Origin of the sequence: Streptomyces tatrensis, from assembly GCF_049310065.1 — a bacterium.
GTDB lineage: Bacteria > Actinomycetota > Actinomycetes > Streptomycetales > Streptomycetaceae > Streptomyces.
Genome location: NZ_JBMDLB010000007.1, coordinates 552,238 through 576,760, shown reverse-complemented (window position 1 = coordinate 576,760; position 24,523 = coordinate 552,238). Strand labels below are relative to the sequence as shown.

The following is a 24,523-nucleotide window of genomic DNA, read 5'->3' as shown; positions in this document are numbered from 1 at the left end:
GCACAACGCCCATTCACCGTCAAGGACCGCCAGAGGCTGGAATCGGTCGTTGTTCGCGCGCCGATCTGTACCGAGACACGCCCAAACATCCGTGATTTATCGCCGCTGACTGATCGTCAATGTTGCTGCGTCCAAAGGCAGATCGGCTGAATCTGGTCGGTGGAGAAGCTCGGACATCTCCGGCACGGAGCGTGACGGAAGCGTGCGGGTGGTGGCACCGGTCGGGCGAGTTGTCGTACCGCTCGAAGGTGGTCCCGATGGGACGGATGGCGACGCTCCGGCCTGGTGCCGGACGGGCCTGCGGGCCGGTTGCGGCGAGTGGAGTACAGGTGCACCACGTCCGGGATCCGCAGGGATGGGGGCGTGCCCACAAAGGTAGGAACCCGCAGTTCACCCGGGCGCGTGGCCCGCCATCGCGAGCGAGCCGATCCTGGTGCGCCGGTGTCCCCCGGGCCCCGGACGCATGGCTCGTCACCTCTCCGGGGCGGGGCGTCCACCCGTGCCGGAACGGGCGGAACCGCGGAGTCGCACCTGACGCGGGTGCGCGCGGTGCCGACTTCCGTGGCGTTGTGGTGCTGGTTACGTTGTGTTGAACACGGCAGGCCCTAGTGCTCTGACCGGATAGGTACACCGGCTTCCGGGCCGCCCTGCGATCATGCACGCATGGATGCGGGGGGATCTACTCATAGGCGGCGCATACCGGGCGCCTCTAGGTGGCGTCGGGTCAGTTCCGCTCTTTTCGCGGTGGCGGCGGGGCTGGCCGTGCTCGCCGCGCTGGCCGTAGTTGTCGTCGTGCTGCCAGGGCTGGTGGTCGAGCGCGATCTCGGAGGGGCCAGGATCTCGGCCGCTGAACGGCTCGCAGCTGTGAACAACGTACGCACGACGCTCGTGCAGGCGGTCGGTGGCGCTGTCGTCCTCTTCGGCGCGTACGCCACCTGGCGGCAGTTGAGGGTCAACCAGGAGGGGCTGAACGCCACCCGGGAGGGGCACATCACCGACCGCTTCAGCCGGGCGGTCGACCAGCTCGGCAGCGAGAAGACGGACGTGCGGATCGGCGGCCTCTACGCACTGTGGCGGATCGCGGACCATTCGGCTCACGACCGGGAGGCGGTCCTCTCGATCAAGGCCTCGTTCCTACGGACTCACCTGCCATGGCCTCCGCAAGCGCAAGACTCGCCGGCGGCGGAAGCCTCGATCAACTCCGTGCCTCCGCTGGAGACACGTGCCCCGGATGCCCAGGTGGCGCTCACCGGCCTCGGAGTCCTGTGTCAGGAACGCCAGCCCGACTGGCTCAACGTCAGCTATACCGACCTGCGTCGGGCCGACTGCGACGGACTGTGGCTGCACCACGTCAACTTCGACGGCGCCTGCCTGGAAGCGGCGAGCATCTACCAGGTCAACCTGACCAAGGCATCGCTGATCGCGGCCAACATGCGGCACGTGGAGCTCGGGACGTCGATTCTCCACCAGAGCCGCTACATCGAAGCCGACCTGCGCGGCGCTCGCATGGTCAGGGCCGACCTCCGTGAGGCTGACTTCTCGGGGGCCGACCTGCGGGAAGCGAATCTGCGCAAGGCGCGGGGCCATGGTGCCAAGTTCACCGGCGCGGATCTGAGACTGGCTGACCTCCGAGGGACCGACCTCACCAGTGCCGACCTGACACGGGCGAAGCTGGAGGGTGCGCTGGCAAGCGACGTCACCATCTGGCCGGCAGGCTTCGACATCCAGGCGGCCGGCGTCGTCATGGTCGAGGACCCCGGCGCCGAGCCGAGCATCCTGCTGCAAGCCGCCGCGCTCACGAGGAACGTCCCACCCCTGCATTCGGCCTGATGCTGCAACCGAGGTAGTCCGTCAGGCGGATGCACTGAGGGGTCGTCCGCCCCAGCGGAGGTAGGCGTGCAGGGCCCGGGTTTGGGCGGTGTGGTTGGGGTGGTGGGAGTTGGCGAGGGTGAACTGCCGTAGCGGTCCGAAGTGGGCCTCGATGGGGTTGGCCCAGGAGACGTAGGTCGGGGTGAAGCACAGCTCGACCTTGTTTTTCACCGCCCACCGCTTCATCCGCCAGTTCGTGTGGGCGGAGAGGTTGTCAAGGATCACGTAGATCGGGGCGCCGTCCGGGCGAGCGGCCCGGATCGTTCTCAGGGCCGCCCAGGTGTGGTCGGTGCCCTTGCGGAGCCGGTTGACGCCCCACATCTTGTCGTCGCCGACCGAGTGGCAGCCGTGGAAGTAGGTGATTCCGTGGGTGCGGCGATAGGTGGCCGGCAGTCGGTCGGGACGGGATTCCTCGGCCCAGCAGGAACCGGCTGTCGGGCGGATGCCCAGCGGGCCGAATTCGTCGAAGGCGAACGTGCGGTCGGGCCGCTGATCGCGTACTCGATCCGCTCCAGCTTGCCGTCGATGTCCGGATCCGGGGACTCCTTCCAGGTTTTCGTGCGCTGGAAGGAGGTCCTCCGGCGGGCCAGTAAGCACCGCAGGGCCTCGCGGCCTATCCGGATCGGGCGGGCGATGTTGCGTCGCAGGTGATCGGCGAGCTTGCGGATCGACCAGCGGGTGAAGGACCTGGGTCGGCCGGGTGGTGGCCGTCTGGACGACGAAGTCCTCATCGTCACCACTGAGCAGGCGGGGACGGCCTCCCGCCCACTGAGGGTTCAGGCATGCGAGTCCGATCTCGTTGCAGCGGTGGATCACGTCGCGGACAGTGTCCTCGTCCGCCTGGACCAGACGCGCGATGACCGGGACCGTGCTGCCAAAGGCTCGCGGTCACAGCACTAGGCAGGTCCGGGGCCGGACGGGTGGAAGGCTGCGGGCGGACGGGCGAGCAGAAGGCTCGGATCCCAGGTGCCGAGGCACTGGGCGGTCGGCACGAACAGCGGCTGGGGCAGTGCGTCCCGGGGCCAGAACCGCCAGGACCCGATGACTTCCTCGCACTGTCGCGGTGTACCGGACCAGCGGTTGACCAGGACGGGAACCGTCACCCGGACGATGTCACCCACCCGGTCCAGGAGGGTGCCCAGCACGACGGTGTCGTCGGCGTCGGCCACGAGCCCTGCCTCTTCGCGGAGTTCGCGTACGGCAGCCTCGGCGAAGGTCTCGCCGGGCTCGACGGAGCCGCCGGGAAGTTCGAAGGTGCCGCGGTGGTGCCGGCCCAGCAGGACACCGTCCGGGCCGTGGATGATCACGCCGACCCCCACGACCGCGTGCGGTGGCGGGGGAGTGTGGGTGCGCGGCCGGCTCGGCACCCTGTGGGGACGCCGGACCTCGTACAGCCGGTAGGAGGCGGCGTTGTCCGGCTGTGGGGCGTCGATCGCCGTGACCGTCTGCAGGGTGAGGCCGTGCTCGACCAGGAGGTCCTCCCACAGCTGGGGGGTGAGGACCCACATGTGGACGGGGTGGGTCCGGGTGGTGCCGGGAAGTCGCAAGTCCTCCGGGCGCGGGGTGACGGCCGTCGAGGGCCCGGCGCCGCGGGAGTTGGTGTGCAACGCGGAGAACAGGAGGCGCCCACCGGGCCTGATGGCGTTGGCCAGCGCGGGCAGGAGCCGGCCGGGGTCCAGGAAGGGCAGACCGTTGACGGAGTAGATCAGATCGTAGGGGGCCGCGTACCGGAGGTGGGAGACGGCGTCCGCGCAGACGAAGCGGAGCCCGGGAGTGCTCGGGTACCGGGTGACGGCGCGCTCGTGCTGGGTGGGGGAGGCGTCGACGGCGGTGACCTCGGCGCCCAGGGCGGCCAGGCGTGCGGCATGGCGGCCCAGTCCGCTGCCGAGGTCCAGGACGCGAAGCCCCTTCACGTTCCCGAGGCTCTCGATGCCGGGCCCGGCGTCCGGGATGCCCCAGTCCCACCGCTCGATCTCCGGCAGGTCCGGGCACACGGTCAGCTGGTGCGCCCCGTAGGCGGTCCAGACTTCGGCGGTCTGCTTCTCGACGTGCATCAACAAGTCCTCCAGCGGGGCGGGGTCGGTCAGGGGCGCAGGGCGTAGCAGCGGAGCACGTCCAGGTCATGGGTCCGGACCACGGACCAGCCCGCGGTGAGGATCTCGGCCTCGGCCGGGCCGATCCCGAGGCTCTGGCGGGGGTCGGAGCTCTTCCGGCGGCCGGTGATCTCGGCGACGACCCAGAAGGTCCCGCCGGGTACCAGGAGACGGCGGACACGGTGGACGAAGGCCGCTTTGTCGTCGAGCCACCGATAGACCAGGCGGCAGGTGACGACCGCGTACGCGGGGTCCGGCAGGGCGGCCGGGGCGGTCAGGTCGTCGGCCCCGATGTCGGCGCATCTCCACAGCGGTCCGGGCGCCGCCGGAGAGTCCTGGGCGGCGGCGAGCGCGAGGGCGCCGGGGGAACAGCCGATCCCGGTGGCGCGGTACCCGAGCCGATGGTGGAGGTGGCGGGTCAGGGCGCCGTCGCCGCAGCCGATGTCGAGGGCCGGCCGTCCTCGGCCGGGGCCGAGGTGCCGGTCCAGCAGCCGTGTCTCGGCGTCGTCGAGCTGCCGGTACCGGCGGCCTCGGGCCCAGAGGGGATTCCAATACGCGGCGGCGGCCGTCGAGGTCGAGGCTGTCGTCATGAAGCTCCTTCGCGGGCGGAGGGCAGTGGTGTGCGCGGGGGCGGGGCGGGCATGTCGCGCAGGGTACGGACGGGGGAGAGGAGCAGGAGGGCGACGGGGACGAGTGGGAAGAGCGCGCCGATCGTGAGGGTGGTGCGTACGCCGAGGTGGAGGACCAGGGCGCCGGCGGCCGCGGCGGCGAGCGGTCGGACGCCGGCGGTCATCGTGGTGCTGGCGGCCTGCATCCGCCCCTGGAAACGGGGGTCGCAGATGGTCTGCCTGAGGGACCTCTGGCTCGTCCCGGACGCGGTGGCCCAGAAGAGCTGTACGGCCAGCACCAGGGCGAGGACGGTCTGCCAGCGAAGGCCGGGCCCGGCGAGCAGGAGGGGCACCTGTGCTAGGGCCTGTCGTCAAACTCCCGTCTGCCGCGCGACGCCTGGTACGCGCTCTCGCCGCACCGGGCGAAAGCCAAGTACGTCCAGTACGCGGGCTTCCGCCCGGCACGCCGAGAGCACGCACCAGACGCCGCGCGGCCGCCCTTCGGGCGACGACGGGAGTGTGACGACAGGCCCTAGGGGGCTGACCGCGAATCCGACGATGATCGTCGGCCCGATGCCGATGCGGGCGGCGATCTTCGGGGCGAGGAGTGCCCCGGCCAGACTGCCGGCGCCACCGACGCCCATGATCACGCCGAACGCCGTCGGGGACACCGTCCAGGACGGCGAGCAGGTAGTACGCCCAGTAGGTATTCATGATCGCCAGTCCGAAGCTGAGCGTGGAGAGTGCCGCGATCACCGTGCGGATCGTCGGCTGCCCGGCCACGTAGCGCAGTCCCTCACGGATGTCCCGCGCGAGGCTGCGGCGGCCCTGGGGCCGCGCGGCGGCCGGCTCGGGGGTGCGGATGCGCCAGACGAGGAAGGCGGAGACGAGGTGGGACAGGGCATCGACGGTCACCGAGCGGGCCGCGCCGACAGCGGCGATCAGTGCGGCGCCCAGGTTGCTTCCCAGGCTGTCGGCGACCGACGAGGCCGCACCGAGGCGGGAGTTCGCGCGCTGGAGGAGGTGGGGCTCGACGAGGACGGGCAGGTAGCTGATCGAAGCCGCGCCGTGCACGATCTTGGCGATGCCGAGGACGACGGCGACCGCGTACAGCTGGCCGATGGTGAGCGTGCCGGACACGGCGGCGGCCGGGATGGTCGCGAGGGCCAGCGCGGCCACCACATCGGCGCCGATCATCTGGGGGCGCTTGGGGTGGCGGTCCGAGAGCGCGCCGGCCGGGAGCGCCACGATGGCGTTCGGCAGCTGTCCGAGGAAGGCGAGTACGGCGATCTGGAGAGTGGAGGCGTGGAGCACGAGCACGGCCAGAGCGGGGATGGCGACGGCGCTGACCGCCGATCCGGACAGGCTCGTGCATTCGCTCGCGACCAGCAGCCGCAGGGCCCGTGGGGTCGGCCTCCGGATCTCGGCCGTCTTGGTCGTCCTGGCGGAGGCTGTCACGGGCCCTCACCGCCCTGGAGTTCCGGAGGGGTGAGGCCGACGTCGATGCTCGCTCACGACCCGCTCTCCCTCATCAGCCGGTCCAGGGTCCGTCGGCCCCGGGCCGTGACCGGCTCGTCGTTGTTGTCCGGGCCCCAGGCCAGGCAGTTGACCGCGTCCAGCGCGGTCAGGCAGCGCAGGGCATGCCGCTCGGCGTCGGTCAGGGAGCGCCCGTAGGACAGGAGGAACGCCCGCTCGCGGTCCGGATGGTCGATCCACTGGGTGACCGCCAAGATGACCAGGTCCTGGACGAGGGCAGCCGGCCGGGTCCGCTCGAAGTCGATGAGAGCGAGCCCGCCCTCGGACACCATCCAGTTCCTGGGCTGGTTGTCGCCGTGGATGTAGCCGACGGGAACCGGGCCGAGGCGGCGCAGCCGGGCCGCGTGGTCGCGGACCAACTGCTGCTCTCCTTCGGTGAGTCGGTCACCGGCGCGGGCCAGGTACTTCTCCGCCCCGTCGGCGGCGGCCTTCAGGGAGGCTTCGGCCTCCACCCGATCGGCGCGGTCCAGCTCCCCGGCCTCGTGCAGCCGGGCACACAGGGTTCCGGCCTGCTGGTGTACGGCCCGCCAGTCACCAGGGGAGAGGCCGAGCGCCTTCGCCGGGGCGCCGGGCACCGCGGTGAGCATCAGGACCAGATCCTGGGCGCGGCTGTCGATGAGGTGGGGTGCCCGGCTGTGCCCGAGAGCGGGGACCACGTGGCGGTATGCCCGGGTCTCACGGGTGAAGAACTTCTCGCTGGGCGAGACCTTCACGTACCGGTGCACCCCGTCGGCGCCCGCCACCTCCCACACCCGGGAGCGGTCCCAGCCGTGCGAGGCATCGCGTACGGACACGACGGGCCCGATCCGCTGCTCCGCCCACCTCCGCACCGCCGGCGGCAGGGGCTTCGTCCGCCTCGTCCGCCTCGTGCGGCGGTCGGCTTCTTGCTCGGGCGCGAGGTCCCCGGGCGGGCGGGGCGCACGGCCGTCGGATGCGGCGAGGTGAGGGAACACGGGTCCTCCGGGGCTCCGGGTGGTGTCCGCCGGGCTGGTCGGCGGCGGGTGGGGCGGGCAGGGTGAGTGGGGCGGGTGAGGCGGGCAGGCCAGGTGAGGCGGGCAGGCCAGGTGTGGCAGAGGGGGGCCGGAACCGGTCAGCGGTCCTGGGAGAGCGCGAGCAGTTCGGCGAAGGTTCCGCCGCCGTGGGCGAGATCGTCATAGCGGCCCTGCTCGGAGATGCGGCCGCCTTCCAGCACGATGATGTGGTCCGCGATCTTCGTGTTCTCCAGGCGGTGGGTGACCATGATGGTGATCCGGTCGGCGGCGATGGCCTTGATCCGCTCGAAGACCAGGTGCTCTCCGCGCGGGTCCATCTGAGACGTCGGCTCGTCCAGGATCAGCAACTCGGGCTTGCGGTACAGGGCCCGCGCGCACGCTTCGCGCTGCCACTGCCCGCCGGAGAACTCGACGCCTCCCCAGATGTCGCGCGCCTGGAGGCTGTCCAGACCCATGGGGAGGTCCTCGACGGCTTCGCGCAGGCCGACCGCGTCGACCGCCTCCCACACGGGCCCGTCGTCGTGGGTGCGGGGCTGGCCGAGCGTGATGTTCTCGCGCACCCGCAGCGGCCATTTGGCGAACTCCTGCGGCACCAGGCCGGTGAGGCGCCAGACGGTGCCCGGATCGGTGTCGGCGAGATCGCTTCCGTTCCAGGTGACCTTGCCCTTGTCGCAGAGGTAGATCCCGGTGATCAGCCGCGTCAGGGTCGACTTCCCGGAGCCGTTCGCTCCGACGATCGCGAGGATCTGCCCGCGCTCCAGGGTGAGGGAGACGCCGTCCACCGCGGGTTTGTCCTTGCCCGGGTACTGGTAGACGACCTCGTCGAGCCGGATCCGCTCGACCGGGCCGGTGATCTCGTGTGGTCCGCGCCGGGGAGCACGGGCGGCGGCCTCGTCGAGGAAGGACTGCATGTCGGTGAGGTACAGGCTGGTGTGGAAGACCGCGGCGCCGTTGATGATGACCTGCGACAGGGCGGCGAGCGCGGTCTGGACGGCGATGACGGCCGTGGCGGCGATGGCGGGTTCGATCCGGCCGGTCACGGCGAGCCAGGCGAGCGCTCCCCAGGTCGCGAGGAGGAAGACGCCGCCGGCCAGCGCGGAGAGCAGGGAGATCCGCAGAGTACGGGGCGCGGCCGCCAGGTTCCGCCGGTCACACCGGTCGGACAGGGCCCGGTACCAGTAGACGAGGTAGTCGGTCATCGAGTTGGCGCGGACCTCGTCGCCGTACTGGGAGGCCGTGGCCCACCAGCGCATCATCCCCCGCACGTTGCGGTCGCTGATGTTTGCGTAGTGGATCTCGTAGTCGACGCGGGCGGTCAGGACAGCGCCGATGCCGGCGGGCAGCACGGCGAGGAGCAGCAGTGGCAACAGCATCACGTTCAGCAGGGACAGGACGCTGCCGGCGGTGACCAGGCGGATCAGTGAGGACATGAAGCGCTGGGCGTCGGTGACCATCACGTGGGTGCGGACCACCCCCATCTCGGCCGCCTCCTGCCGGTCGGAGAAGCCGTCCCCCGCGTAGGCCGCGGCCTCGACCCGGCAGACCGCCTCGACCAGGGTGCTGTCGGTCTCCGAGGTCAGCAGGGGGGTGATCCGGCGCTCGGCGTACGTGGCCACGGCACCCGCGACGCGGTTCATCGCGGCGGCGAGCGCGACCACGAGCAGTGCGGGCAGGGCCCCTTGGAGGCGGTCGGCAGCGCTTCCGGCGCCGAGTACGGGCCCCATCGCGCGGGCGGTGGCGGCCAGCAGTACCGCGGCGGACACGCCCGTGACGACCTGGCACCCGATCAGGAGCCGGACGGCCCGCCGGTCGGTCCGCCACGACAGGCGGCCGATCCGGGCCAGGACGGACGGGAGCGTGGCGCACATCTTCCGGAAGGAGACCTCGGCGAGCGGATTGACGGAGTACTGCCCGCTGTACGTGATCTCCGCAGGCGGCGGGGGTGGGGGCGGGGACGGAGGAGGGGAAAGGGGCGGCGGAGGAGGCGGAGCGCCGGTCGGCTTGCCGTGTACTTCGGATGCGCTCATCAGGTCCCCCTGGTCGCCGTTCGGACGCTGTCGTGAGCTCAACGACCGCCCCGGCTTTTCGAACACACGTCTTTCGGTCGGCCCGGGAACCCCGGAACGGCGCGGGCGGGGGATCGTGGGAGCTACACCGATCCGCCTCCCGCAACGGCACTGCCACCAAAGGATGTTGGCCGAATCGCCGAGGTTCCCAAGCGCCGCACGGCGGCGGGTGCGTTGGCGCGCATCACGCCGGGCCCGCTTGTAGAGTGCGGGTTTTCTCGTACGCTGTGGACCCCTGAGGAGCCGGATCGGTACGGACGGTGGGGGCGGTCCCTCTCCCCTTCCCCCGCGCCGTGGGCGTCGCGGGGGAAGGGGAGAGGGAGATCGGAGGAGGAAGGCGGAGGAGGGGCAGGGAGGGGGACGGGCGGGGTCAGCGGCCGGTGGTGGCGAAGAGGCGGCGCCAGGTTTCCGGGCCCGGGTAGCCGTCCGCCTCCGCACCGCGCCAGCCCTGCGCCCGCTGGAAGGCCTCCACATTGCGCCGGTCGCTCTCGGACCAACGGGGGCCGGGCCCCTCGGAGTAGTGCTTTCCGTAGCCGCGCTCCACGAGACGGCGGCCCAGTCGGGCCACGTGCTCGTTGGCCTGACCGGGGCGGAAGTGCTGCGCGCCGGGGAACGCGGCATCGGTGGTCGATCCGCCGCCTGCGGAGGGGATGTTCCGCCCCTTGCCGCCGGTGAGCAGGGCCCAGGTGGCCGGACCCGGGGTCCCGTCGGCCTCGGCGCCGCGCCAGCCCTGCGCCTCCTGGAAGGCCTTGGTGGCGGCCCGGTCCGCGGGGCCCCACACGGGTCCCGGGCCTGAGGTGTAGAAGCGGCCCCCACCGCGCGCCACGAGCATCTCGCCGAGCCGGGTGACGTGGGCGTTGTTCGCCCCGGGGCCGAAGGCGCGTGCCCCGGGGAACGCGCCGGCGTCCTCTCCGCCGCCGCCACCGCCTTCGCGCAGGTCCGTGTAGCGGTAGGCCACGTAGCGCGAGGAGTTGTTCCAGTACGCGTACGGGTTCGTGCGCTTCAGGGTGTGCGGGCGGGTCTGCTCGTAGGCGGTGTAGCGGGACATGGACGCATCGGTCCAGCCGCCGAAGAGCACCACATGGGATCCCGCGCCCGGATCCGACGGGTTGTGGAACAGCAGCATGTCGCCGGGCCGCAGCTCGGACTTGGATATGCGCTGCCCGTACTGGTCCAGGCTGCCGGTCCACTGGTTGGAGCCGAGGCCCCAGGCCATCGACACGAAGCCGGAGCAGTCCGTCCGGTAGCCGTTCCGGTAGGCGTTCATGCTGTACGGGACCCGCGCGTCGACCCACTGCTGAGCCCGGCGCATGATGTCCGCCCGGGTGGTGGAGGCCGCCCCCGGCGCGCTCAGGCGCTTCGTCGAGGCCTGCTCCAGCGGGCCGGCCGGCCCCTGCGGAGTGGACTGCGTGCCGTCGGGGAAGGGGGTGCGGCCGGTCTCGACGGCCTGTGCGGCTGCGGCGATCCCCGGTGTGACGGCCAGGCCGCAGGCTCCGGCGACGGTGGCCACGGCCAGGGCCCGGGCCCGCCTGCGCGGCGTGTGCCGGGCGGCGGTGGAGCGGCGCTCGGAACGGCACCCCGGGCAGGGGCAGTCCGCCGCCGGACGTATCTCGGTGAAGGCGATCAGGGGCATGAGTGGCAAATCCCTCCGTACAGGGGCATAAGCGCCCAAGTCGATCATGCTCCATCACGGGCCGGGAGGGGCTCAAGTGCTTCGGGGCGGTGTCCGGCATGTCGGAAGGGCCGCCGGGCGCCGTGCTTCGCTGTCAGCGCGATGGAGGCCGACACGGCGCGCACGTGCGGCAGGCAGCCCCCGGCGCGGTGGGTCCTGGAACGTGGTGGGTCCTGGAACGCGGTGGGTCCTGGAAATGGACGCCGCGTCCCCGGCTGGGCGCGGGCTTCGACATTCGGGCGATGCCGGGGATCGGGCGGGCAGGGCATGATCCTTGGTCGAAGACCCTTCCCGACGGGTCGAAGACCCTCCCGACGACGAAAGTGCGCATCATGTCGACCACCATCACCGTCCGCGCAGTCCGCGACGCGGACTTCCCGCAGTGGCGCGCCCTGTACCGCGGTTACGCGGACTTCTACCGGGTCGAGCAGACCGAGGAGGCCGCCGCACGCGTGTGGACGTGGGTGAACGACCCCGCTCACGAGGTGAGCGCACTCGTCGCCGAGGACGGGGACGGCCGGCTGATCGGCCTGGCCCACTACCGCCCGTTCGCCCGTCCGCTCTCGGCCACCACCGGCGGGTACCTGGACGACCTGTTCGTCGACCCCGCCCACCGTGGCTCCGGCGCCGCCGATCAGCTGCTCGCGGCGTTGAGGGAGATCGCTGCCGAACGCGGCTGGAGCGTGGTCCGCTGGATCACGGCCGACGACAACCACCGCGCCCGGGCCAAGTACGACCAACTGGCCACTCGTACGATGTGGGTCACCTACGACATGACTCCGGCCGGCTGACCGAAGCGACAGCGCTCGGGATCGGTCGGCCGGGAGATCGGAAGGCCGGGACATCGGAAGGCTGACGGCCCGGACGGCCGACGGCCCGGCCGCGGAGCGCTCGTGCGGCGTCCGCGGCCGGGCCGGCCGGTCTGGGGCGGTGGGTCAGGGGCAGTGGGTCTGGAGCAGTTGGTCCGGGAGGGCCGTCAGCTTCCGGACGACAGGTTGCCCGACAGGACCGGGATGTTGTCCAGGATGTGGGAGAGCGGCTCGTCTCCCTTGGCCTGGGTGGAGTTCTCGGTGCACTGCTGGTTCTGCGGGTTGGCGAGGACGTTGACGTCCTGGACGCCGACGTTCACGAGGATGGCGACGAGCGACTGCGCGTTGGCCTTGACCGGCAGGCCGATGCAGGGCTTGTTCAGCGTGCCCTGGACCGCGGCGAGCTGCGGGCTCATCGGGCCGTGGGTCTTCTGGTTGCCGTACGCCTGGACGGCACCGTTGCCGTTGACGGTGTTGATCCCGTTGTCATTGCCGATGGCCATGGCCGGAGCGGCCATGGCGCCGCCGGCGCCGATCGCGGCGGCAGTGGTGACTGCGGTGACCATCATCTTCTTCAGCATTGCCTGGAAATCCTTCGTTGGAGCGGGGCGGTACCCGTCGGTTGTTCCGCCCTGGCAACGCCTGCGACCGGCACATGTGGCGGTAGTTCACCCGTTTGCAGGCCGGGCGGAGGGCTGGCGGCGGTCGGGCGGAGCCTGTCGCAGGAGGTCTAGGGGGTGTTTCCCGGATCTCCGCGGGAGAAGGAGCGTGCGTGCCAGAGCCCGCGACGCCGCGGAGATCCGGGAAACACCCCCTAGGGCCGACGCCAGGTCGGCGGCGGCCAGGTCGGTGAGGGGCGCCCGCGCCTGCGGGTCGTAGCCGCGGGGGACGCCTTCGACCAGGACGATCAGGGCCAGGTAGGCGCGGTACATCGCGATGCGCAGGCGTTCGTCGGCGGTGAGCGGTCCTGGTCCTGGTCCTGGTCCTGGTCCTGGTCCGGGGCGGTAGCCGGACAGGAAGGCCGGGTCCCGGGTGATGTCGTCGAAGAGCGCGGTGGACGCCAGGTCGGCGAGCGGGTCTCCCCAGAAGGACCGTTCGCCGTCGATGATTCCGCTGATCTCCAGGCGGCTGTCCCGCTCGGCGAGCAGAATGTTGCCCTCCCACAGGTCGAAGTGGACCAGCGAGGGGGCCGTCACTTGGTCGAGGAGCCGGCCCCGCTCCCGGACGAGGCCGAGGACGAGGTCGGGGTCGACGGGCAGCGGGGCGCCGAACCGGCGGGCGTCCGCGCAGACATCGGCGAGCATGCCCTGGAAGGCGCTCCGCCAGCTCGCGCCCGCTCCGGCGCCCGCCGGCGGATTCCCGTACGGATAGCCGAACGAGGAACCCCGTACGCGGTGGAGCCCGCGGACGAGGCGGCCCAGGTCGGTGCGCAGCCTGGCCTGGTCCTCGGCCCCGATCCCGGGGCGGAGCCGGTTCCAGGGTTCGCCCTCCAGGTGCGTCATCAGGAGGTAGTCGGCGCCGATCGCACTCCGGTCGAAGCCGGTCGCCACGACTCCGGGCACCGGCAGGCCGGGCACGGCCGAGGCGCGCCGGTAGAACTCGGCTTCCGTGCGCATCAGTTCGCCCTCGTAGGTCATGAGCGGTGTGCCGGCGGGCGGTGCGACCTTGAGTACGACCGGCCGCTCTCCCGGGACCGGGTCCCCGTCCCGGTCCGGATCCCGGTCCCGCAGTCCGACGGGCCGTGTGGCCAAGGTGAGCAGGTGGACCGAGTTGAACGTGCCGCCGGCCAGCTCCCGGCTGCGCAGGACCCGGGCGCCGGGGCCCTGGGCGTGGGTGACCGCGCGCGCGATCTGTTCGTCGGTCAGGGTCTGCTGCATCGCGGGTGTCCTCCGCTCCGGAGCGTCTGGCGGCTCGGCGGCTCGGCGGCTCGGCGGCTCGGCGGTTCGACAGGCCGACGAAGGCTGAGGGAGAGCGCTCTCCCTCAGTGTGAACCTAACGCGCCTTCTGGACCGGGGTCAAGGAACCGGCACCACCCGACGGGCATGCGCGAGACCCGCCCCTCCCCGGGGAGGGGGAGGAACGGGTCGCCGTGCAGGGTTCGGAAGGGCTGTCGGGAAGGGTCAGGAGACGAAGCAGAGGGACTGGCCGGTGCCGAAGCCGTAGCAGTCGATGCGGCGCGAAGCGGTCGCCGACAGACCGGAGTTGTCGGTCACCGTCAGCTCGGCGGTGTAGCTGCGCTGCCCGGCCGGGTAGCGGTGGGCGATGGTGGCGCCGGTGCCCGTGGCGGAGTCGCCGAACTTCCACTTGTACGAGGCGATCGAGCCGTCGGAGTCCTTGGAGGTTGAGGCGTCGAAGGAGCAGTCCTGGTACCAGCAGGACACCGAGAACGCGGCGGTCGGCGGGGTGCCCGTCGGAGGCTGCGTGGTCCCGGCGGTGACGGGCTTGGTGACGGTGGCGGTGCGGCCGGAGTTGTCGGTGACGGTCAGCTTGACCGAGTAGGTCCCGGCGGCGGAGTACTCGTGGGACGGCTTGACGCCCTCACCCTTCGCACCGTCGCCGAACTCCCAGGCGTACGAGGCGATCGAGCCGTCCGGGTCCTTGGACGCCGAGGCGTCGAAGGCGCAGGAAGCGGCCGACGTCGAGCACTGGGCGGCGAAGTCCGCGACCGGCTCACCGGGCTGGGTGGGAGCGCCGAGCTTCGTCACGTTCAGGAACTTGTTGGGGGAGCCCGAACCGGCCCCGGTCACCACGCCCGACTGGGCGTTGTCCACCAGCGCGTCGCGCACCTGCTGCGGGGTGGCGTCGGGGTGCGCCGAGAGGTAGATCGCCGCCGCTCCCGCCGTGTGCGGGGTGGCCATCGAGGTGCCGCTCATCGTCTGCGTGCCCCCGCCCATCTTGGTGGAGACGATGGAGCCGCCGGGGGCGAACAGGTCCAGGCAGGAACCGTAGTTGGAGAAGCTGGAACGGGCGTCGTTGCTGTCGGTGGAGCCGAGGGTGATGGCCGCGGGCAGGCGCGCCGGGCTGGTGTTGCACGCGTCCTTGCTGTCGTTGCCCGCGGCGACGGCCACCGGTACGCCCGCGTTGATGACCCCGGCCACGGCGTCGTCGAGCGCGCGGTCGGCGCTGCCGCCCAGGGACATGTTCACGACGGCCGGCTTCTTGGCGTTCCTCGCGATCCAGTCCATCCCGGCCGCGATCTGCTCCGTGGAACCGGAACCCTGGCAGTCGAGCACCCGCACCCCGACCAGCTTGACGTTCTTCGCGACGCCGTACGCGCCGCCGCCCACGGTCCCCGCGACGTGCGTGCCGTGTCCGTGGCAGTCGGCCGAGTCCGCGTCGTTGTCGATGAAGTCGTAGCCCGCGGAGGCGCGGGAGCCGAAGTCCGAGTGCTGGCGGTACAGGCCCGTGTCCGCGATGTACGCGGTCACCCCGCTGCCGTCGTTCGGGTAGGCGTAGGAGCTGTCCTTCGCCCCGTCGACGCGGTCGATGCCCCAGGACGGCGGGTTGGGCTGGGTCCTGGAGACGCGGAAGACGGTGTCGGCCTGGACGTAGCGCACGCCCGGCGCGGCGGCGAGGCGCCGGGCCTGCTCCGGGGTCGCCTTCACGGAGAAGCCCTTGAGGGCGGCCGTGTACAGCTGACGGACCGCCCCTCCGTGGCGGTCCGTCAGCGTCTTCGCCTCCCCGGCGGTCTCGGAGGTGGCGGCGGCGCGCAGGGAGGGCGCGCCGTCGAGGACGACGAGGTACCGGCCGCTCACCGTGTCCGCCGCGCCCTCGCCGAGGACCCGGCCTTCCGCGGGTCCGGCGTGGGCCTGGGTGGCGGCGCCGAACAGGCCGAGGACGGTCGCGGTGGCGGCACCGAGACATATGGCCCCGAGCCGGGTGCTTCTTGCCGCACGCTGTGCACGCATCCAACTGCTCCTACTGATCGGGTTCCTGGATGCCCCGGCGTGGGGGCCGGGGCACGGGGATCACCCTCGTGACACCCGGGGGGCACGGCAATCCGTATCCGGGTCCGTAGGAGTACCTATTCGCAGGGGGGAGCAGGGGGAGTACCTATGTGCCGCCGTCACCCGCGGCCCGGCCGCCGCTACGGAGTACGTACCTCCGTGCGGCTGCTGACCTTCAGCTTCCGCAGCACCTTCGCCACGTGCTGCTCCACCGTGCGCGGCGAGAGGAACAGCAGCTCGGCGATCTCCCGGTTGGTCCGGCCCGAGGCCACCAGCCGGGCCACGTCCGCCTCCCGCGGCGACAGCCCCTCGCCGTACCCGCCCCGGCCACGCCGGGCCGCCGCCACGTGCCCGCTCCCGCGCAGCGCACGCCGGCACCGGGCCGCCTCCCGTACGGCCCCGATGCGCTCGAACTCGGCCGCGAGGAGCGCCAGTTCGCTGGCATCCGGTACGCATTCCAGGGCGGCCTCCACGGCCTGGGCCGCGCTGTGCGGCCGGCGCAGCGCCGTGAACTCCGCCGCCGCCCGGCGGTAGTGCGCCGACGCCTCCTGAGGCTGTCCGGCCGACCGGGCCAGAGCCGCCCGGCACAGCGGCAGCGCCGCCAGGGCCAGGGGGTGGTCGCGTCCCGCGATGGCCTCGGCGTACTCGCCGGTCAGCCGCCCCGCGTCGGCGACCCGGCCCGCCCGGACGTACGCGTCCACGCCGGCGGCCGCCAGATCGGCGGCCCAGCCCCAGAGCCCCTTGTGCCGGACGCGCGCGAGCCCCCGGTCGGCCTCGGCGCAGGCCGCGCCCGCCTGACCCCGCGCGAGGTGGATGCGTACGGACGCTGCGCCCGCGGCGGCCAGGACGGGCGAGGCGGCGTTCTCCGGATCGCCCAGGGCCGCCGCCGAGAGGTGCTCCCCGGCCTCCTCCCACTCCCCGTGCGCGGCGCCCAGGAGCCCCAGCACGAGGCGCGCCTCCGACTCGATCCCGGAAGCGCCCTGGGCCGCCTCCCACACCTGCCGGGCCCGCTCGCCGAGCCCCTCCCAGTGCCCCTGGGTCCACTCCAGGCGCAGCACGGTCGCATCGATGATCCCGCGCAGGTACGGGGCCCCGCAGGCGGCGGCGATGCGATCGCCCTCCCGGCGGAACAGCTCGGCCTCCGGCTCCTTGCCCAGCCAGGCCGAGACGTCCGCGAGGTTCCCGCACATCCGCGCCAGCTCCAGGCGCCCCGCCCGGTCCGCGGCGCCCGCGGCGAGCAGGGCCTCCGCCTCGCCGCGGACCACCCCCTCGCCGAGGCTCATCCGCAGCACGAGGTGGTTGCCGCGCACCGCGAGCCGCAGCGCCTCGTCCCCGTGCGAGGCGGCGAGCCGCTCGGCGCGCCCGATCCACTCCTGGTAGACGGGGTACGGATCCCCGCCCCAGGTCGGCATGGCGAGCCCGGCCATGCCCCGGGCGGCGCGGGCCGGCCGTTCGTGGAGCTCGGCCACGGCGCGTGCGGTGTCGAGCCGGCCCTGGAGGTGGTCGCCCGCCTGGTTGTTCAGCAGCAGCCCGAGGTTGAGCCGGATGTCCCCGCGCACCGCGTCGGGCAGCGCTCCGCCGTCGTCGACCACCCGGCGCAGCAGCCGGGCCGTGCGCCGGTGGGTGAGCCCGATCGTGGCCGCGCGGCTGAGCCGCAGGGCGAGGCGGGCGCAGTCCTCGGCAGGCAGCCCGGGATCGTCGAGGAGCCCTTCGAGGAGTTCCACGGCGAGCGCCGTGTCGCCGATCTCCCGGGCGTGCTCGGCGGCGTCCTCCGCGTAGCGGCGCCAGGCCTCCACGGCCCCGGCCTGCCGGGCGTGGAAGGCGAGCCGTACGAGCGGAGGCGCCGGCAGCGAGGCCAGCGCCGTGACGGCACGCAGGTGCAGGCGTCGGCGCTCGGGTCCCAGCAGGGCCTCGTACACTGCCTGTTGGGCCAGTCCATGCCGGAACCCGTACCGGTCCTCGCCCCAGTCGTGGAGCACCCCGGCCCGCAGCGCGGCCTCCACCGCCCCGGCCCCGGCCTCCTCGTCGAGCCCCGCAACGGCGGTGACCAGCGCCTCCTGCGCCGGATCGCGCAGCACCGCGGCCGCGTGGACGACGGCCAGGGCCGGCGCGTCCAGCCCGGCGGTCCGGTCGGCCATCGCCTCCTGGAGCAGGGCGGGCACGGCGGTGGGGGCGCCGGGCCCGCGTACGAACTCCTCGAGCACGAAGGGGATGCCGGCGGTGCGCTCGTGCAACTCGCCCGCCAGCCGGGCGGATACGGGGCCGCCCGTGAGCGCGGCGGCCAGGGTCCGCACCTCGCCCGCGTCGAGGGCCTCGAGCCGCATCAGGAGGGACTCGTGACCGGCAGCGCGCCGATAGGCGCGCCCCAACGGCAACCCGGGCGCGGGCAGGTCCTCCCGACGGTACGTCAGCACGACGGCGAGCCCCGGCGGCGGATCCTCGATCAGGAACCGGATCAGGTCACGGGTGCCGTCGTCGGCCCAGTGGAGGTCCTCGACGACGAGCACGGCCGGACACACGGCGGCCAGCAGCGCTCCCACCGCACGGAAGATCCGGTGCGTGGCGGCTGCCGGGTCGTGCAACGGCTCGCAGGGCGCGGGCAGTCGCTCGGCGAGCTCGGGCAAGTACGGGCGCAGCGCCCCGCACACCGGACTGAGTCCGGCCGGGACGGCGTGGGCGAGGGTGCGCAGCACGTCGAACAGCGGCCCGTACGGGAAGGGTTCGCGCAGCGGCGGACAGCTCCCCGACAGCACCCGCGCCGCGCCGTCGGGCCGCCGCGCGAGCACCTCGCGCACGAGCCGCGTCTTGCCGATCCCGGCCTCGCCCTCGATCAGCACCACGGCGGGCGGCCGGTCCAGCGCGGAACGCATCGCCCGAATCTCCGCATCCCGTCCGACCAGCACCGATGCGCCCATCCCCGCAGTCATGCGGGTGGAGTCTACGCAGCACCGCAGACCCCCGGTAGGGGTCCCGGCAGCTCCGCGCCGCCCGCGACGAACTGTCGACAACATCCGCGCAGGGCTTGGACCGACCGGGCTAAGGTGGCGCCTCATGAGCGACCACACCAGCCGGACCGGATCAACGGCCGTCCCCGTTCCCCTGCGCGTGGCCGGGGGCCTGCTGGCGTGCTCGGTGTTCCTGCTGGGCGGCTGCACGGTCGGTGACGGCCAGTCGGACAAGCCGGTGGCGGCACCGGACGCGTCGGCGTCCGCCTCCGCCACGCCGTCACCCTCGCCCTCGCCGTCGAAGACGTGGAGCACTCCTGCGTTCCCCGGCCCCGGGGCCGACGCGATGATGGCCGAGATCGCCGGACGGTGGGGCATGGAGGTCCACCGGCAGGGCCGCTACGGTCAGGGGCCGTTGGAGGCGAAGCGGGTCCTCCCGGAGGGGTTCACGCTCTGGGTGCGGACGAGCAGGGATGAGGACGGCAGAGCGCGCCGCGTCGAGTGCATGGCCCTGAACTCGACGTCGGAGAAGGTCGCGACCACCCTGGCGGAGTGCGCGGACATCGCCCTGGACGGGAAGACGACCACGCGGCAGAAGGAGTGGATCTCCGCTCAACTCGCCATCGTCGACGCGTCGGACGGCCCGGACGAGTCCATCGACACCCTCACCGACAACGGCTTCGCGATGCGCCTCGTCGCGCGGATCACAGGGAACATCCTGACCATCACCCCCACCGCGTAGCCGCACGCGGCCCGGCCCGCCCGGCCGGGCAGGTGCCGGGCCGGGCAGGCCAGGGAGGCCGTACGAGAGTCAGCGCAGCGGGGTGAAGTCCCGCGAGGCGATGTATCCGGGGCGGCGCACCGGGGCGGCGAAGGGCTTCGACGGGCGGTTCTCGACGCTGTTGAAGACGAGGAACACGTTGCTGCGCGGGTAGGGCGTGATGTTGTCGCCCGAGCCGTGCATCGCGTTGCAGTCGAACCAGGTGGCCGAGCCGGCCTTGCCGGTGAAGACCTTGATGCCACAGGCCGAGGCGAACTTGGTCAGCGCCTCGTCCGACGGGGTGCCCGCATCCTGCATCTGGAGGGACTTCTTGTAGTTGTCCTCCGGCGTCGCACCGGCACAGCCCAGGAAGCTCCGGTGGGAGCCGGGCATGATCATCAGGCCGCCGTTGGTGGTGTAGTTCGGCGTCAGGGCGATGGACACCGACACGGTGCGCATGTTCGGCAGGCCGTCCTCGGCGTGCCAGGTCTCGAAGTCGGAGTGCCAGTAGAAGCCACTGGCCCCGAACCCGGGCTTGACGTTGATCCGGGACTGGTGCACGTACACCTCGGAGCCCAGGATCTGCCGTGCGCGCCCCACGACGCGCGGATCGGCGGCGAGGGCCGCGAACACCTCGCTGATCCGGTGGACTTCGAAGACGGAGCGCACCTCCCGGGACTTCGGCTCCACGATGGACCGCTCGTCCGCCAGCGTCGAGGGGTCGCGGAGCAGCCGGTCCATCTCGGCCCGGTAGACGTCCGTCTCTTCGGGGATGATGAGTTCCTCGACGGACAGGAACCCGTCGCGCTCGTAGCTCTCCAACTCGTGGGCCCATATCGGTCCGGGCGTGCCGGGCTCGGACCAGACGACGGGGTCCGCGCGGCCGGTCAGCACCTCCTCGGAGCCCCGGGTCGGATACAGGTCGGTCACCGTGCGTGTGGATACGGAGGTCATGGCGGTGCCTGCCTCTCCTCTCTGGATCTACTCTGGTCCGTTGTGTTCTTGCCTACGTCAGCCGTGGTCGGGTCGGGGCTCGGACTCGGGTTCGGGTTCGGGTTCGGGTTCGGTGAGCAGCGGGTACACGCCGTTCTCGTCGTGGTCCTCCCGGCCGGTCACGGGCGGGTTGAAGACGCACAGGCAGCGGAACTCGTACTTGACGCGCAGGGTGTGCCGCTCGTGGCCGTCGAGGAGGTACATGGTTCCCGGCGTGATCGTGTACGTCAGGCCCGTCTCGTCGTCCGTGAGCTCGGCCTCGCCCTGCGTGCAGACCACGGCCTCCACGTGGTTCGCGTACCACATGGACGTCTCGGTGCCCGCGTACAGGACGGTCTCGTGCAGGGAGAAGCCGACGCGTTCCCTGGCCAGGACGATGCGCTTGCTCTCCCAGGTGCCGGATGCCGCCTTGACGTGGCGGTCGGTTCCCTCGATGTCCCGGAACGAGCGGACGATCATGGTGGTGCCCTTCGTGGTGTGCGGCGGGGTGCTGGTCAGGCGGTTTCGCGGACGGAGCGGGCGAGGATGTCGAGGCCCTCGTCGAGTTCGTCGCCGGTGACGGTCAGCGGCGGGAGCAGCTTCACGACCTCACCCTCCGGGCCCGAGGTCTCGACGAGGAGACCGTGCTCGAAAGCCCTCCGGGACACCGCTGCCGCGCGCTCCTTGTGGGCGAACTCGATGCCCCAGACCAGCCCGCGGCCCCGGTACGTCGCACCCAGACGGGCGTGTTCGGCGCAGAGCTCGCGCAGCGCGCCCTCGACGCGCGCGCCCTGGACGAGGGTCCGCTCGCGCAGGACGCCGTCGCCCCAGTACGTCTCCAGGGCGGCCGTGGCGGTGACGAAGGCAGGATTGTTGCCGCGGAAGGTGCCGTTGTGCTCGCCCGGCTCCCACAGGTCCAGCTCGGGCTTGAACAGGCACAGGGACATGGGGAGTCCGTAGCCGCTGATGGACTTCGACAGCGTGACGATGTCGGGCGTGATGCCCGCCTCCTCGAAGGAGAAGAACTCCCCGGTCCGGCCGCAGCCCATCTGGATGTCGTCGACGATCAGCAGCATGTCGCGGCGCCGGCACAGGTCGGCGAGGGCGCGGAGCCATTCCGCGCGGGCCACGTTGATGCCGCCCTCGCCCTGGATCGTCTCGACGATGACCGCGGCCGGGTGGTTGAGGCCGGAGCCCTGGTCCTCCAGCAGCCGCTCGAACCAGAGGAAGTCGGGGACCCTGCCGCCGAGGTAGTTGTCGAAGGGCATCGGGGTGCCGTGGACCAGGGGGACGCCCGCGCCGGCCCGTTTGAAGGCGTTCCCCGTGACGGCGAGGGAGCCGAGCGACATGCCGTGGAAGGCGTTGGTGAAGGACACGACCGACTCGCGGCCCTTGACCTTCCGCGCCAGCTTCAGCGCCGCCTCGACGGCGTTGGTCCCGGTGGGCCCCGGGAACATCACCTTGTAGTTCAGTGCGCGGGGTTCCAGGACGTGGGACCGGAAGGTCTCGAGGAAGGCACGCTTGGCGGTCGTCGCCATGTCGAGCCCGTGCGTGATGCCGTCCCGCTCCAGGTAGTCGAGCAGGGCCCGCTTCAGGACGGGGTTGTTGTGGCCGTAGTTCAAGGACCCGGCGCCGGCGAAGAAGTCGAGGTAGCCGGAGCCGTGTTCGTCGTACAGCCGGCTTCCCGTGGCGCGCTCGAAGACGACGGGCCAGGCGCGGCAGTAGCTGCGCACCTCGGACTCCAGGGTCTCGAAGACGGACAGGACCGGCTCGGTCATGGTCAAGGGAACTCTCCAATGAGCGTGGGGTGTTGTGTGCAAGATGTGCGGCGGGAGGGGCTCCGCGCGAAGGGTTCGGCGCGAACGGCCCCGGACCGGGATCAGAGGACCGGTATCAGAGGACCGGGATCAGAGGACCGGGATCAGAAGGGGAGCGGCCCGATGCGGTGCAGGACCTCCGGGGCGTAGCCGCGGTCCGGGAACTCCTCCGGGGCGAACAGCACTTCGCGCGTGAGGGTGGCGCCGTGCCGGGCGGCGTACGAGGCGAAGAGCCGCTCCGACGCGAGGTTGCCGGGGGAGATGGTGGTCTCCAGGAAGCTCAGTCCGTGTTCCGACGCCACACGGGCGGAGAGGCCGTCGAGCAGGGCCCCGGCGATGCCCAGGCCGTGGACGGATTCGTCGACGGCGATCTGCCAGACGAGCAGCGTTCCGGGGCTGTCGGGCCGCAGGTATCCGCTGACGAATCCGACGGGGCGCCCGGACGAGTCGCGGGCCACCGCGGACGTGCCGGCGAAGTCACGGCACCAGAGGAGATAGCTGTAGGCCGAGTTGAGGTCCAGCGTCTTGGAATCGCGGGCGAGGCGCCACAGCTGGCGACCGTCACTGGGGCGTGGGCGGTCGATGCGGGTGGTCGAGATGGTCGATGTGGTCGGATCGGACGGAGCGGACGGCAGGGTCTTCCGGTAATGGGCCAGTTCTGCATGAGCAGTCATGCGGGCCGAAGCTACCGAGGGATGGAGCAGATTGCACGGGCCCAAGGGGTTACGGGAATGGTGCTGCTCGTGATAGGTGGAGATTCCTTCCCGGGAGCGTGAAAGCGCCGGGAATGCGGTGGATGTTTGACGAGATATGCCGACATCTCCACCCCACCCTCGGTTTTATAACGAGCTGATAACGTCTTTGCTCTGTCTCATGTTTTCCACTTGAATGTGATGTCCTCGTCGGCCGGTCGGGGGTTTCGTTCGCAGCTGCGCGGATAGAGGCGCCAGGGGGCCCGTTACTGTCCCTGTGGGGGTTTGCCCTCCGCCGCGGAGACCTCGACGAGCTCCACCTGGCCCTTGGCGTTGAGGCGCAGGATCGGGACGGCCTTGTTGCGCGGGTTGCCGTTGTTCTGGAAGGAGACGAAACCGCTGGCCCCTGCCACCTGCTGGGTGCCGTCCATCTGGTGGAACATCCGGGCCACCGCGTCGCCGGCCACCTCGCCCTGCCAGCGGGCGGCCATCTGGATGCCGTGGGCCGCGGCGAGGACCGCGTCGTGGCCCATCAGGGCCCCGCCGTCCTCACGGGGGTCGTTCGGGAACCACTGGTCCATCAGCCCGCCCGGCTGGAAGTTCTTCGCGGAGGGCGCGGAGACCGCCTGCGGCGCCGCGCGGTACATGTCGGGGTGGGCGAGGCCGGTGTACAACACCTCGATGCCCGTCTCGGCGGCGCGGGTGAGCTGTGCGGGGCTCAGGTTGGTGGTGTCGTCCCCGGTGAACACGGTGAACCGCTGCTCGGTGCAGCTGCGGTTGGCGAGCGCGTCGAGGAACCGGGTCAGGTGCAGGCCGCGGCCGGCGAAATAGACGAGTTGCGGACGCTGCTGGCACAACTGGCCCGGCATGTAGCGCAGCTCGTTCTGCCAGGCGCTGCTGACGGAGGAATCGTAGGTCATCCTCTCGGCGACGAGCTTGTGCGCGCCGCCGTCGTGGAACGCCTTGGTGAAGGCGTCGCCGAGGGTGGAGGAGTAGAGGTCTCCCCCCGCCACGTCCTGGATGACGACGCCGGTGGCCACCCCGCGCCGTTCGAGGTACGCGGCGCCCGCGTACGCCTGGTCCTCGTTGGTGGGGGCGATCCGGACGAAGCCGTTGATGTCCTTGATGTCCGAGGCGGTCATGGTGGCGCCGACCATGGCGATCCCGTTCTCGGAGAAGCGCTTTATGGCCGAGAGGTTCTCGTTGGTGCTGGGGCCGAGTCCGGCCACCGCGACGAGCCGGTCCGGGGAGTCCTTGCGGGCGATCAGCGCGTCGACGGTGTGCTTCCACTGCGTGGACTTGCTTCCCGGATTGGCTATGAGCAGCCGGATCTTGGGCGTGGCGGCCAAGTCGCCCTGGTTGTGCCGGTACTGGGCCAGGTACGCGCCCTGGAGTTCGTGCCGGACGCCCTCGGCGGAGTTGCTGTCCGCGGCGGTGGTGGTGAACGAGGTGAAGTAGGCGACGCTGACGTACGGCTCCTTGTCCGCGTTGGCGAGGACCCTGCGGTTCTCCACCTCGATCTTCGCGCTGACGGCGTCGAGGTGCGGAGCGAAGACGTAGGAGCCGTCGCTCACGCCGACGCACTCGTCGTCCGGCCCCCGTTCCACGACCCCGTCGGCGCACCTGGCCTGCCGCTCCTGGAGCCAGCCCGCGCCCAGCCAGAGCGCCCCCACGAGAGTGATGACCGCGGCGGTGGCCAGCGCGACGCGGCGTACGACGTGCAGGGGCCATTCGAGTCTGGGCAC

18 protein-coding genes and 2 pseudogenes are annotated in these 24,523 nt (G+C 71.8%); 3 read left to right on the top strand and 17 right to left on the bottom strand.

The genetic code is table 11. The annotated features are described in order from the left end of the window. Nucleotides 1-744: 744 nt before the first annotated feature. A complete protein-coding gene (locus ACODT5_RS06305) occupies nt 745-1,830 on the top strand; it encodes a pentapeptide repeat-containing protein (protein WP_422518191.1) in 1,086 nt (361 codons plus the stop codon). 51 nt (nt 1,831-1,881) lie between these two features. Here ACODT5_RS06305 and ACODT5_RS06300 read toward each other — a convergent pair. The 8 genes and pseudogenes from ACODT5_RS06300 to ACODT5_RS06265 form a co-directional block, all read right to left on the bottom strand. After that, a pseudogene (locus tag ACODT5_RS06300) lies at nt 1,882-2,751 on the bottom strand (IS630 family transposase); the annotation flags it as partial. A 14-nt stretch (nt 2,752-2,765) separates the two neighbouring features. Next, nucleotides 2,766-3,923, bottom strand: coding sequence for a bifunctional class I SAM-dependent methyltransferase/NUDIX hydrolase (locus ACODT5_RS06295; RefSeq protein WP_422518190.1), 1,158 nt, complete (start codon nt 3,921-3,923; stop codon nt 2,766-2,768). Nucleotides 3,924-3,952: 29 nt separating this feature from the next. Further along, nucleotides 3,953-4,552 carry a class I SAM-dependent methyltransferase gene (locus ACODT5_RS06290; protein WP_422519569.1) on the bottom strand — a complete coding sequence of 200 codons (600 nt, stop codon included), beginning with the start codon at nt 4,550-4,552 and terminating at the stop codon, nt 3,953-3,955. Beyond that, nucleotides 4,549-4,923: a hypothetical protein gene (locus ACODT5_RS06285; protein WP_422519663.1), complete on the bottom strand. Its 375-nt coding sequence runs from the start codon at nt 4,921-4,923 to the stop codon at nt 4,549-4,551. The genes ACODT5_RS06290 and ACODT5_RS06285 overlap by 4 nt, the downstream gene beginning before the upstream one ends. Before the next feature lie 397 nt (nt 4,924-5,320). After that, nucleotides 5,321-6,028, bottom strand: a pseudogene (locus ACODT5_RS06280) (MFS transporter); the annotation flags it as partial. 53 nt (nt 6,029-6,081) lie between these two features. Beyond that, complete coding sequence (locus tag ACODT5_RS06275; protein ID WP_422518189.1) at nt 6,082-6,900, bottom strand: phosphotransferase; 819 nt, start codon at nt 6,898-6,900, stop codon at nt 6,082-6,084. Nucleotides 6,901-7,196: 296 nt separating this feature from the next. After that, nucleotides 7,197-9,125 (bottom strand): ATP-binding cassette domain-containing protein, encoded by a 1,929-nt coding sequence (locus ACODT5_RS06270; protein ID WP_422518188.1) that lies wholly within the window; start codon nt 9,123-9,125, stop codon nt 7,197-7,199. A gap of 409 nt (nt 9,126-9,534) precedes the next feature. After that, the gene (locus tag ACODT5_RS06265; RefSeq protein WP_422518187.1) at nt 9,535-10,797 is read right to left on the bottom strand and encodes a peptidoglycan-binding protein; all 1,263 of its coding nucleotides are present in this window, start codon (nt 10,795-10,797) and stop codon (nt 9,535-9,537) included. Between the two features lie 371 nt (nt 10,798-11,168). On the opposite strand from ACODT5_RS06265, the gene ACODT5_RS06260 reads away from it, so the two are divergent. Then, nucleotides 11,169-11,627 (top strand): GNAT family N-acetyltransferase, encoded by a 459-nt coding sequence (locus tag ACODT5_RS06260; RefSeq protein WP_422518186.1) that lies wholly within the window; start codon nt 11,169-11,171, stop codon nt 11,625-11,627. A gap of 185 nt (nt 11,628-11,812) precedes the next feature. Here ACODT5_RS06260 and ACODT5_RS06255 read toward each other — a convergent pair whose 3' ends face one another. From ACODT5_RS06255 to ACODT5_RS06240, 4 genes are all read right to left on the bottom strand, one after another. Further along, nucleotides 11,813-12,226, bottom strand: a complete 414-nt coding sequence (locus ACODT5_RS06255) for a rodlin (RefSeq protein WP_422518185.1) — start codon at nt 12,224-12,226, stop codon at nt 11,813-11,815. Nucleotides 12,227-12,313: 87 nt separating this feature from the next. After that, a complete protein-coding gene (locus ACODT5_RS06250) occupies nt 12,314-13,522 on the bottom strand; it encodes a phosphotransferase family protein (RefSeq protein ID WP_422518184.1) in 1,209 nt (402 codons plus the stop codon). A gap of 243 nt (nt 13,523-13,765) precedes the next feature. Then, on the bottom strand, nt 13,766-15,553 hold the full coding sequence (locus ACODT5_RS06245) for a S8 family serine peptidase (protein WP_422518183.1): 1,788 nt from the start codon (nt 15,551-15,553) through the stop codon (nt 13,766-13,768). Nucleotides 15,554-15,732: 179 nt separating this feature from the next. After that, nucleotides 15,733-18,519, bottom strand: coding sequence for an ATP-binding protein (locus ACODT5_RS06240; protein ID WP_422518182.1), 2,787 nt, complete (start codon nt 18,517-18,519; stop codon nt 15,733-15,735). A 124-nt stretch (nt 18,520-18,643) separates the two neighbouring features. On the opposite strand from ACODT5_RS06240, the gene ACODT5_RS06235 reads away from it, so the two are divergent. Continuing rightward, a complete protein-coding gene (locus ACODT5_RS06235; RefSeq protein WP_422518181.1) occupies nt 18,644-19,279 on the top strand; it encodes a hypothetical protein in 636 nt (211 codons plus the stop codon). Between the two features lie 69 nt (nt 19,280-19,348). Here ACODT5_RS06235 and thpD read toward each other — a convergent pair whose 3' ends face one another. From thpD to ACODT5_RS06210, 5 genes are all read right to left on the bottom strand, one after another. Beyond that, nucleotides 19,349-20,251, bottom strand: a complete 903-nt coding sequence (gene thpD, locus ACODT5_RS06230) for an ectoine hydroxylase (protein WP_422518180.1) — start codon at nt 20,249-20,251, stop codon at nt 19,349-19,351. 57 nt (nt 20,252-20,308) lie between these two features. Then, nucleotides 20,309-20,749: an ectoine synthase gene (locus ACODT5_RS06225; RefSeq protein ID WP_422518179.1), complete on the bottom strand. Its 441-nt coding sequence runs from the start codon at nt 20,747-20,749 to the stop codon at nt 20,309-20,311. Nucleotides 20,750-20,784: 35 nt separating this feature from the next. Beyond that, the gene (gene ectB, locus ACODT5_RS06220) at nt 20,785-22,053 is read right to left on the bottom strand and encodes a diaminobutyrate--2-oxoglutarate transaminase (RefSeq protein WP_422518178.1); all 1,269 of its coding nucleotides are present in this window, start codon (nt 22,051-22,053) and stop codon (nt 20,785-20,787) included. 137 nt (nt 22,054-22,190) lie between these two features. Next, nucleotides 22,191-22,760, bottom strand: a complete 570-nt coding sequence (ectA, locus tag ACODT5_RS06215) for a diaminobutyrate acetyltransferase (RefSeq protein ID WP_422518177.1) — start codon at nt 22,758-22,760, stop codon at nt 22,191-22,193. A 284-nt stretch (nt 22,761-23,044) separates the two neighbouring features. After that, nucleotides 23,045-24,523, bottom strand: a complete 1,479-nt coding sequence (locus tag ACODT5_RS06210; RefSeq protein ID WP_422518176.1) for an ABC transporter substrate-binding protein — start codon at nt 24,521-24,523, stop codon at nt 23,045-23,047.

Excerpts from the sequence above, each read along its gene's own strand:
- ACODT5_RS06295 (WP_422518190.1), bottom strand. The coding sequence starts at position 3,923 with ATGCACGTCGAGAAGCAGACCGCCGAAGTCTGGACCGCCTACGGGGCG.
- ACODT5_RS06290 (WP_422519569.1), bottom strand. The coding sequence starts at position 4,552 with ATGACGACAGCCTCGACCTCGACGGCCGCCGCCGCGTATTGGAATCCC.
- ACODT5_RS06270 (WP_422518188.1), bottom strand. The coding sequence starts at position 9,125 with ATGAGCGCATCCGAAGTACACGGCAAGCCGACCGGCGCTCCGCCTCCT.
- ACODT5_RS06265 (WP_422518187.1), bottom strand. The coding sequence starts at position 10,797 with ATGCCCCTGATCGCCTTCACCGAGATACGTCCGGCGGCGGACTGCCCC.
- ACODT5_RS06260 (WP_422518186.1), top strand. The coding sequence starts at position 11,169 with ATGTCGACCACCATCACCGTCCGCGCAGTCCGCGACGCGGACTTCCCG.
- ACODT5_RS06255 (WP_422518185.1), bottom strand. The coding sequence starts at position 12,226 with ATGCTGAAGAAGATGATGGTCACCGCAGTCACCACTGCCGCCGCGATC.
- ACODT5_RS06250 (WP_422518184.1), bottom strand. The coding sequence starts at position 13,522 with ATGCAGCAGACCCTGACCGACGAACAGATCGCGCGCGCGGTCACCCAC.
- ACODT5_RS06245 (WP_422518183.1), bottom strand. The coding sequence starts at position 15,553 with ATGCGTGCACAGCGTGCGGCAAGAAGCACCCGGCTCGGGGCCATATGT.
- ACODT5_RS06240 (WP_422518182.1), bottom strand. The coding sequence starts at position 18,519 with ATGACTGCGGGGATGGGCGCATCGGTGCTGGTCGGACGGGATGCGGAG.
- ACODT5_RS06235 (WP_422518181.1), top strand. The coding sequence starts at position 18,644 with ATGAGCGACCACACCAGCCGGACCGGATCAACGGCCGTCCCCGTTCCC.
- thpD (WP_422518180.1), bottom strand. The coding sequence starts at position 20,251 with ATGACCTCCGTATCCACACGCACGGTGACCGACCTGTATCCGACCCGG.
- ACODT5_RS06225 (WP_422518179.1), bottom strand. The coding sequence starts at position 20,749 with ATGATCGTCCGCTCGTTCCGGGACATCGAGGGAACCGACCGCCACGTC.
- ectA (WP_422518177.1), bottom strand. The coding sequence starts at position 22,760 with ATGACTGCTCATGCAGAACTGGCCCATTACCGGAAGACCCTGCCGTCC.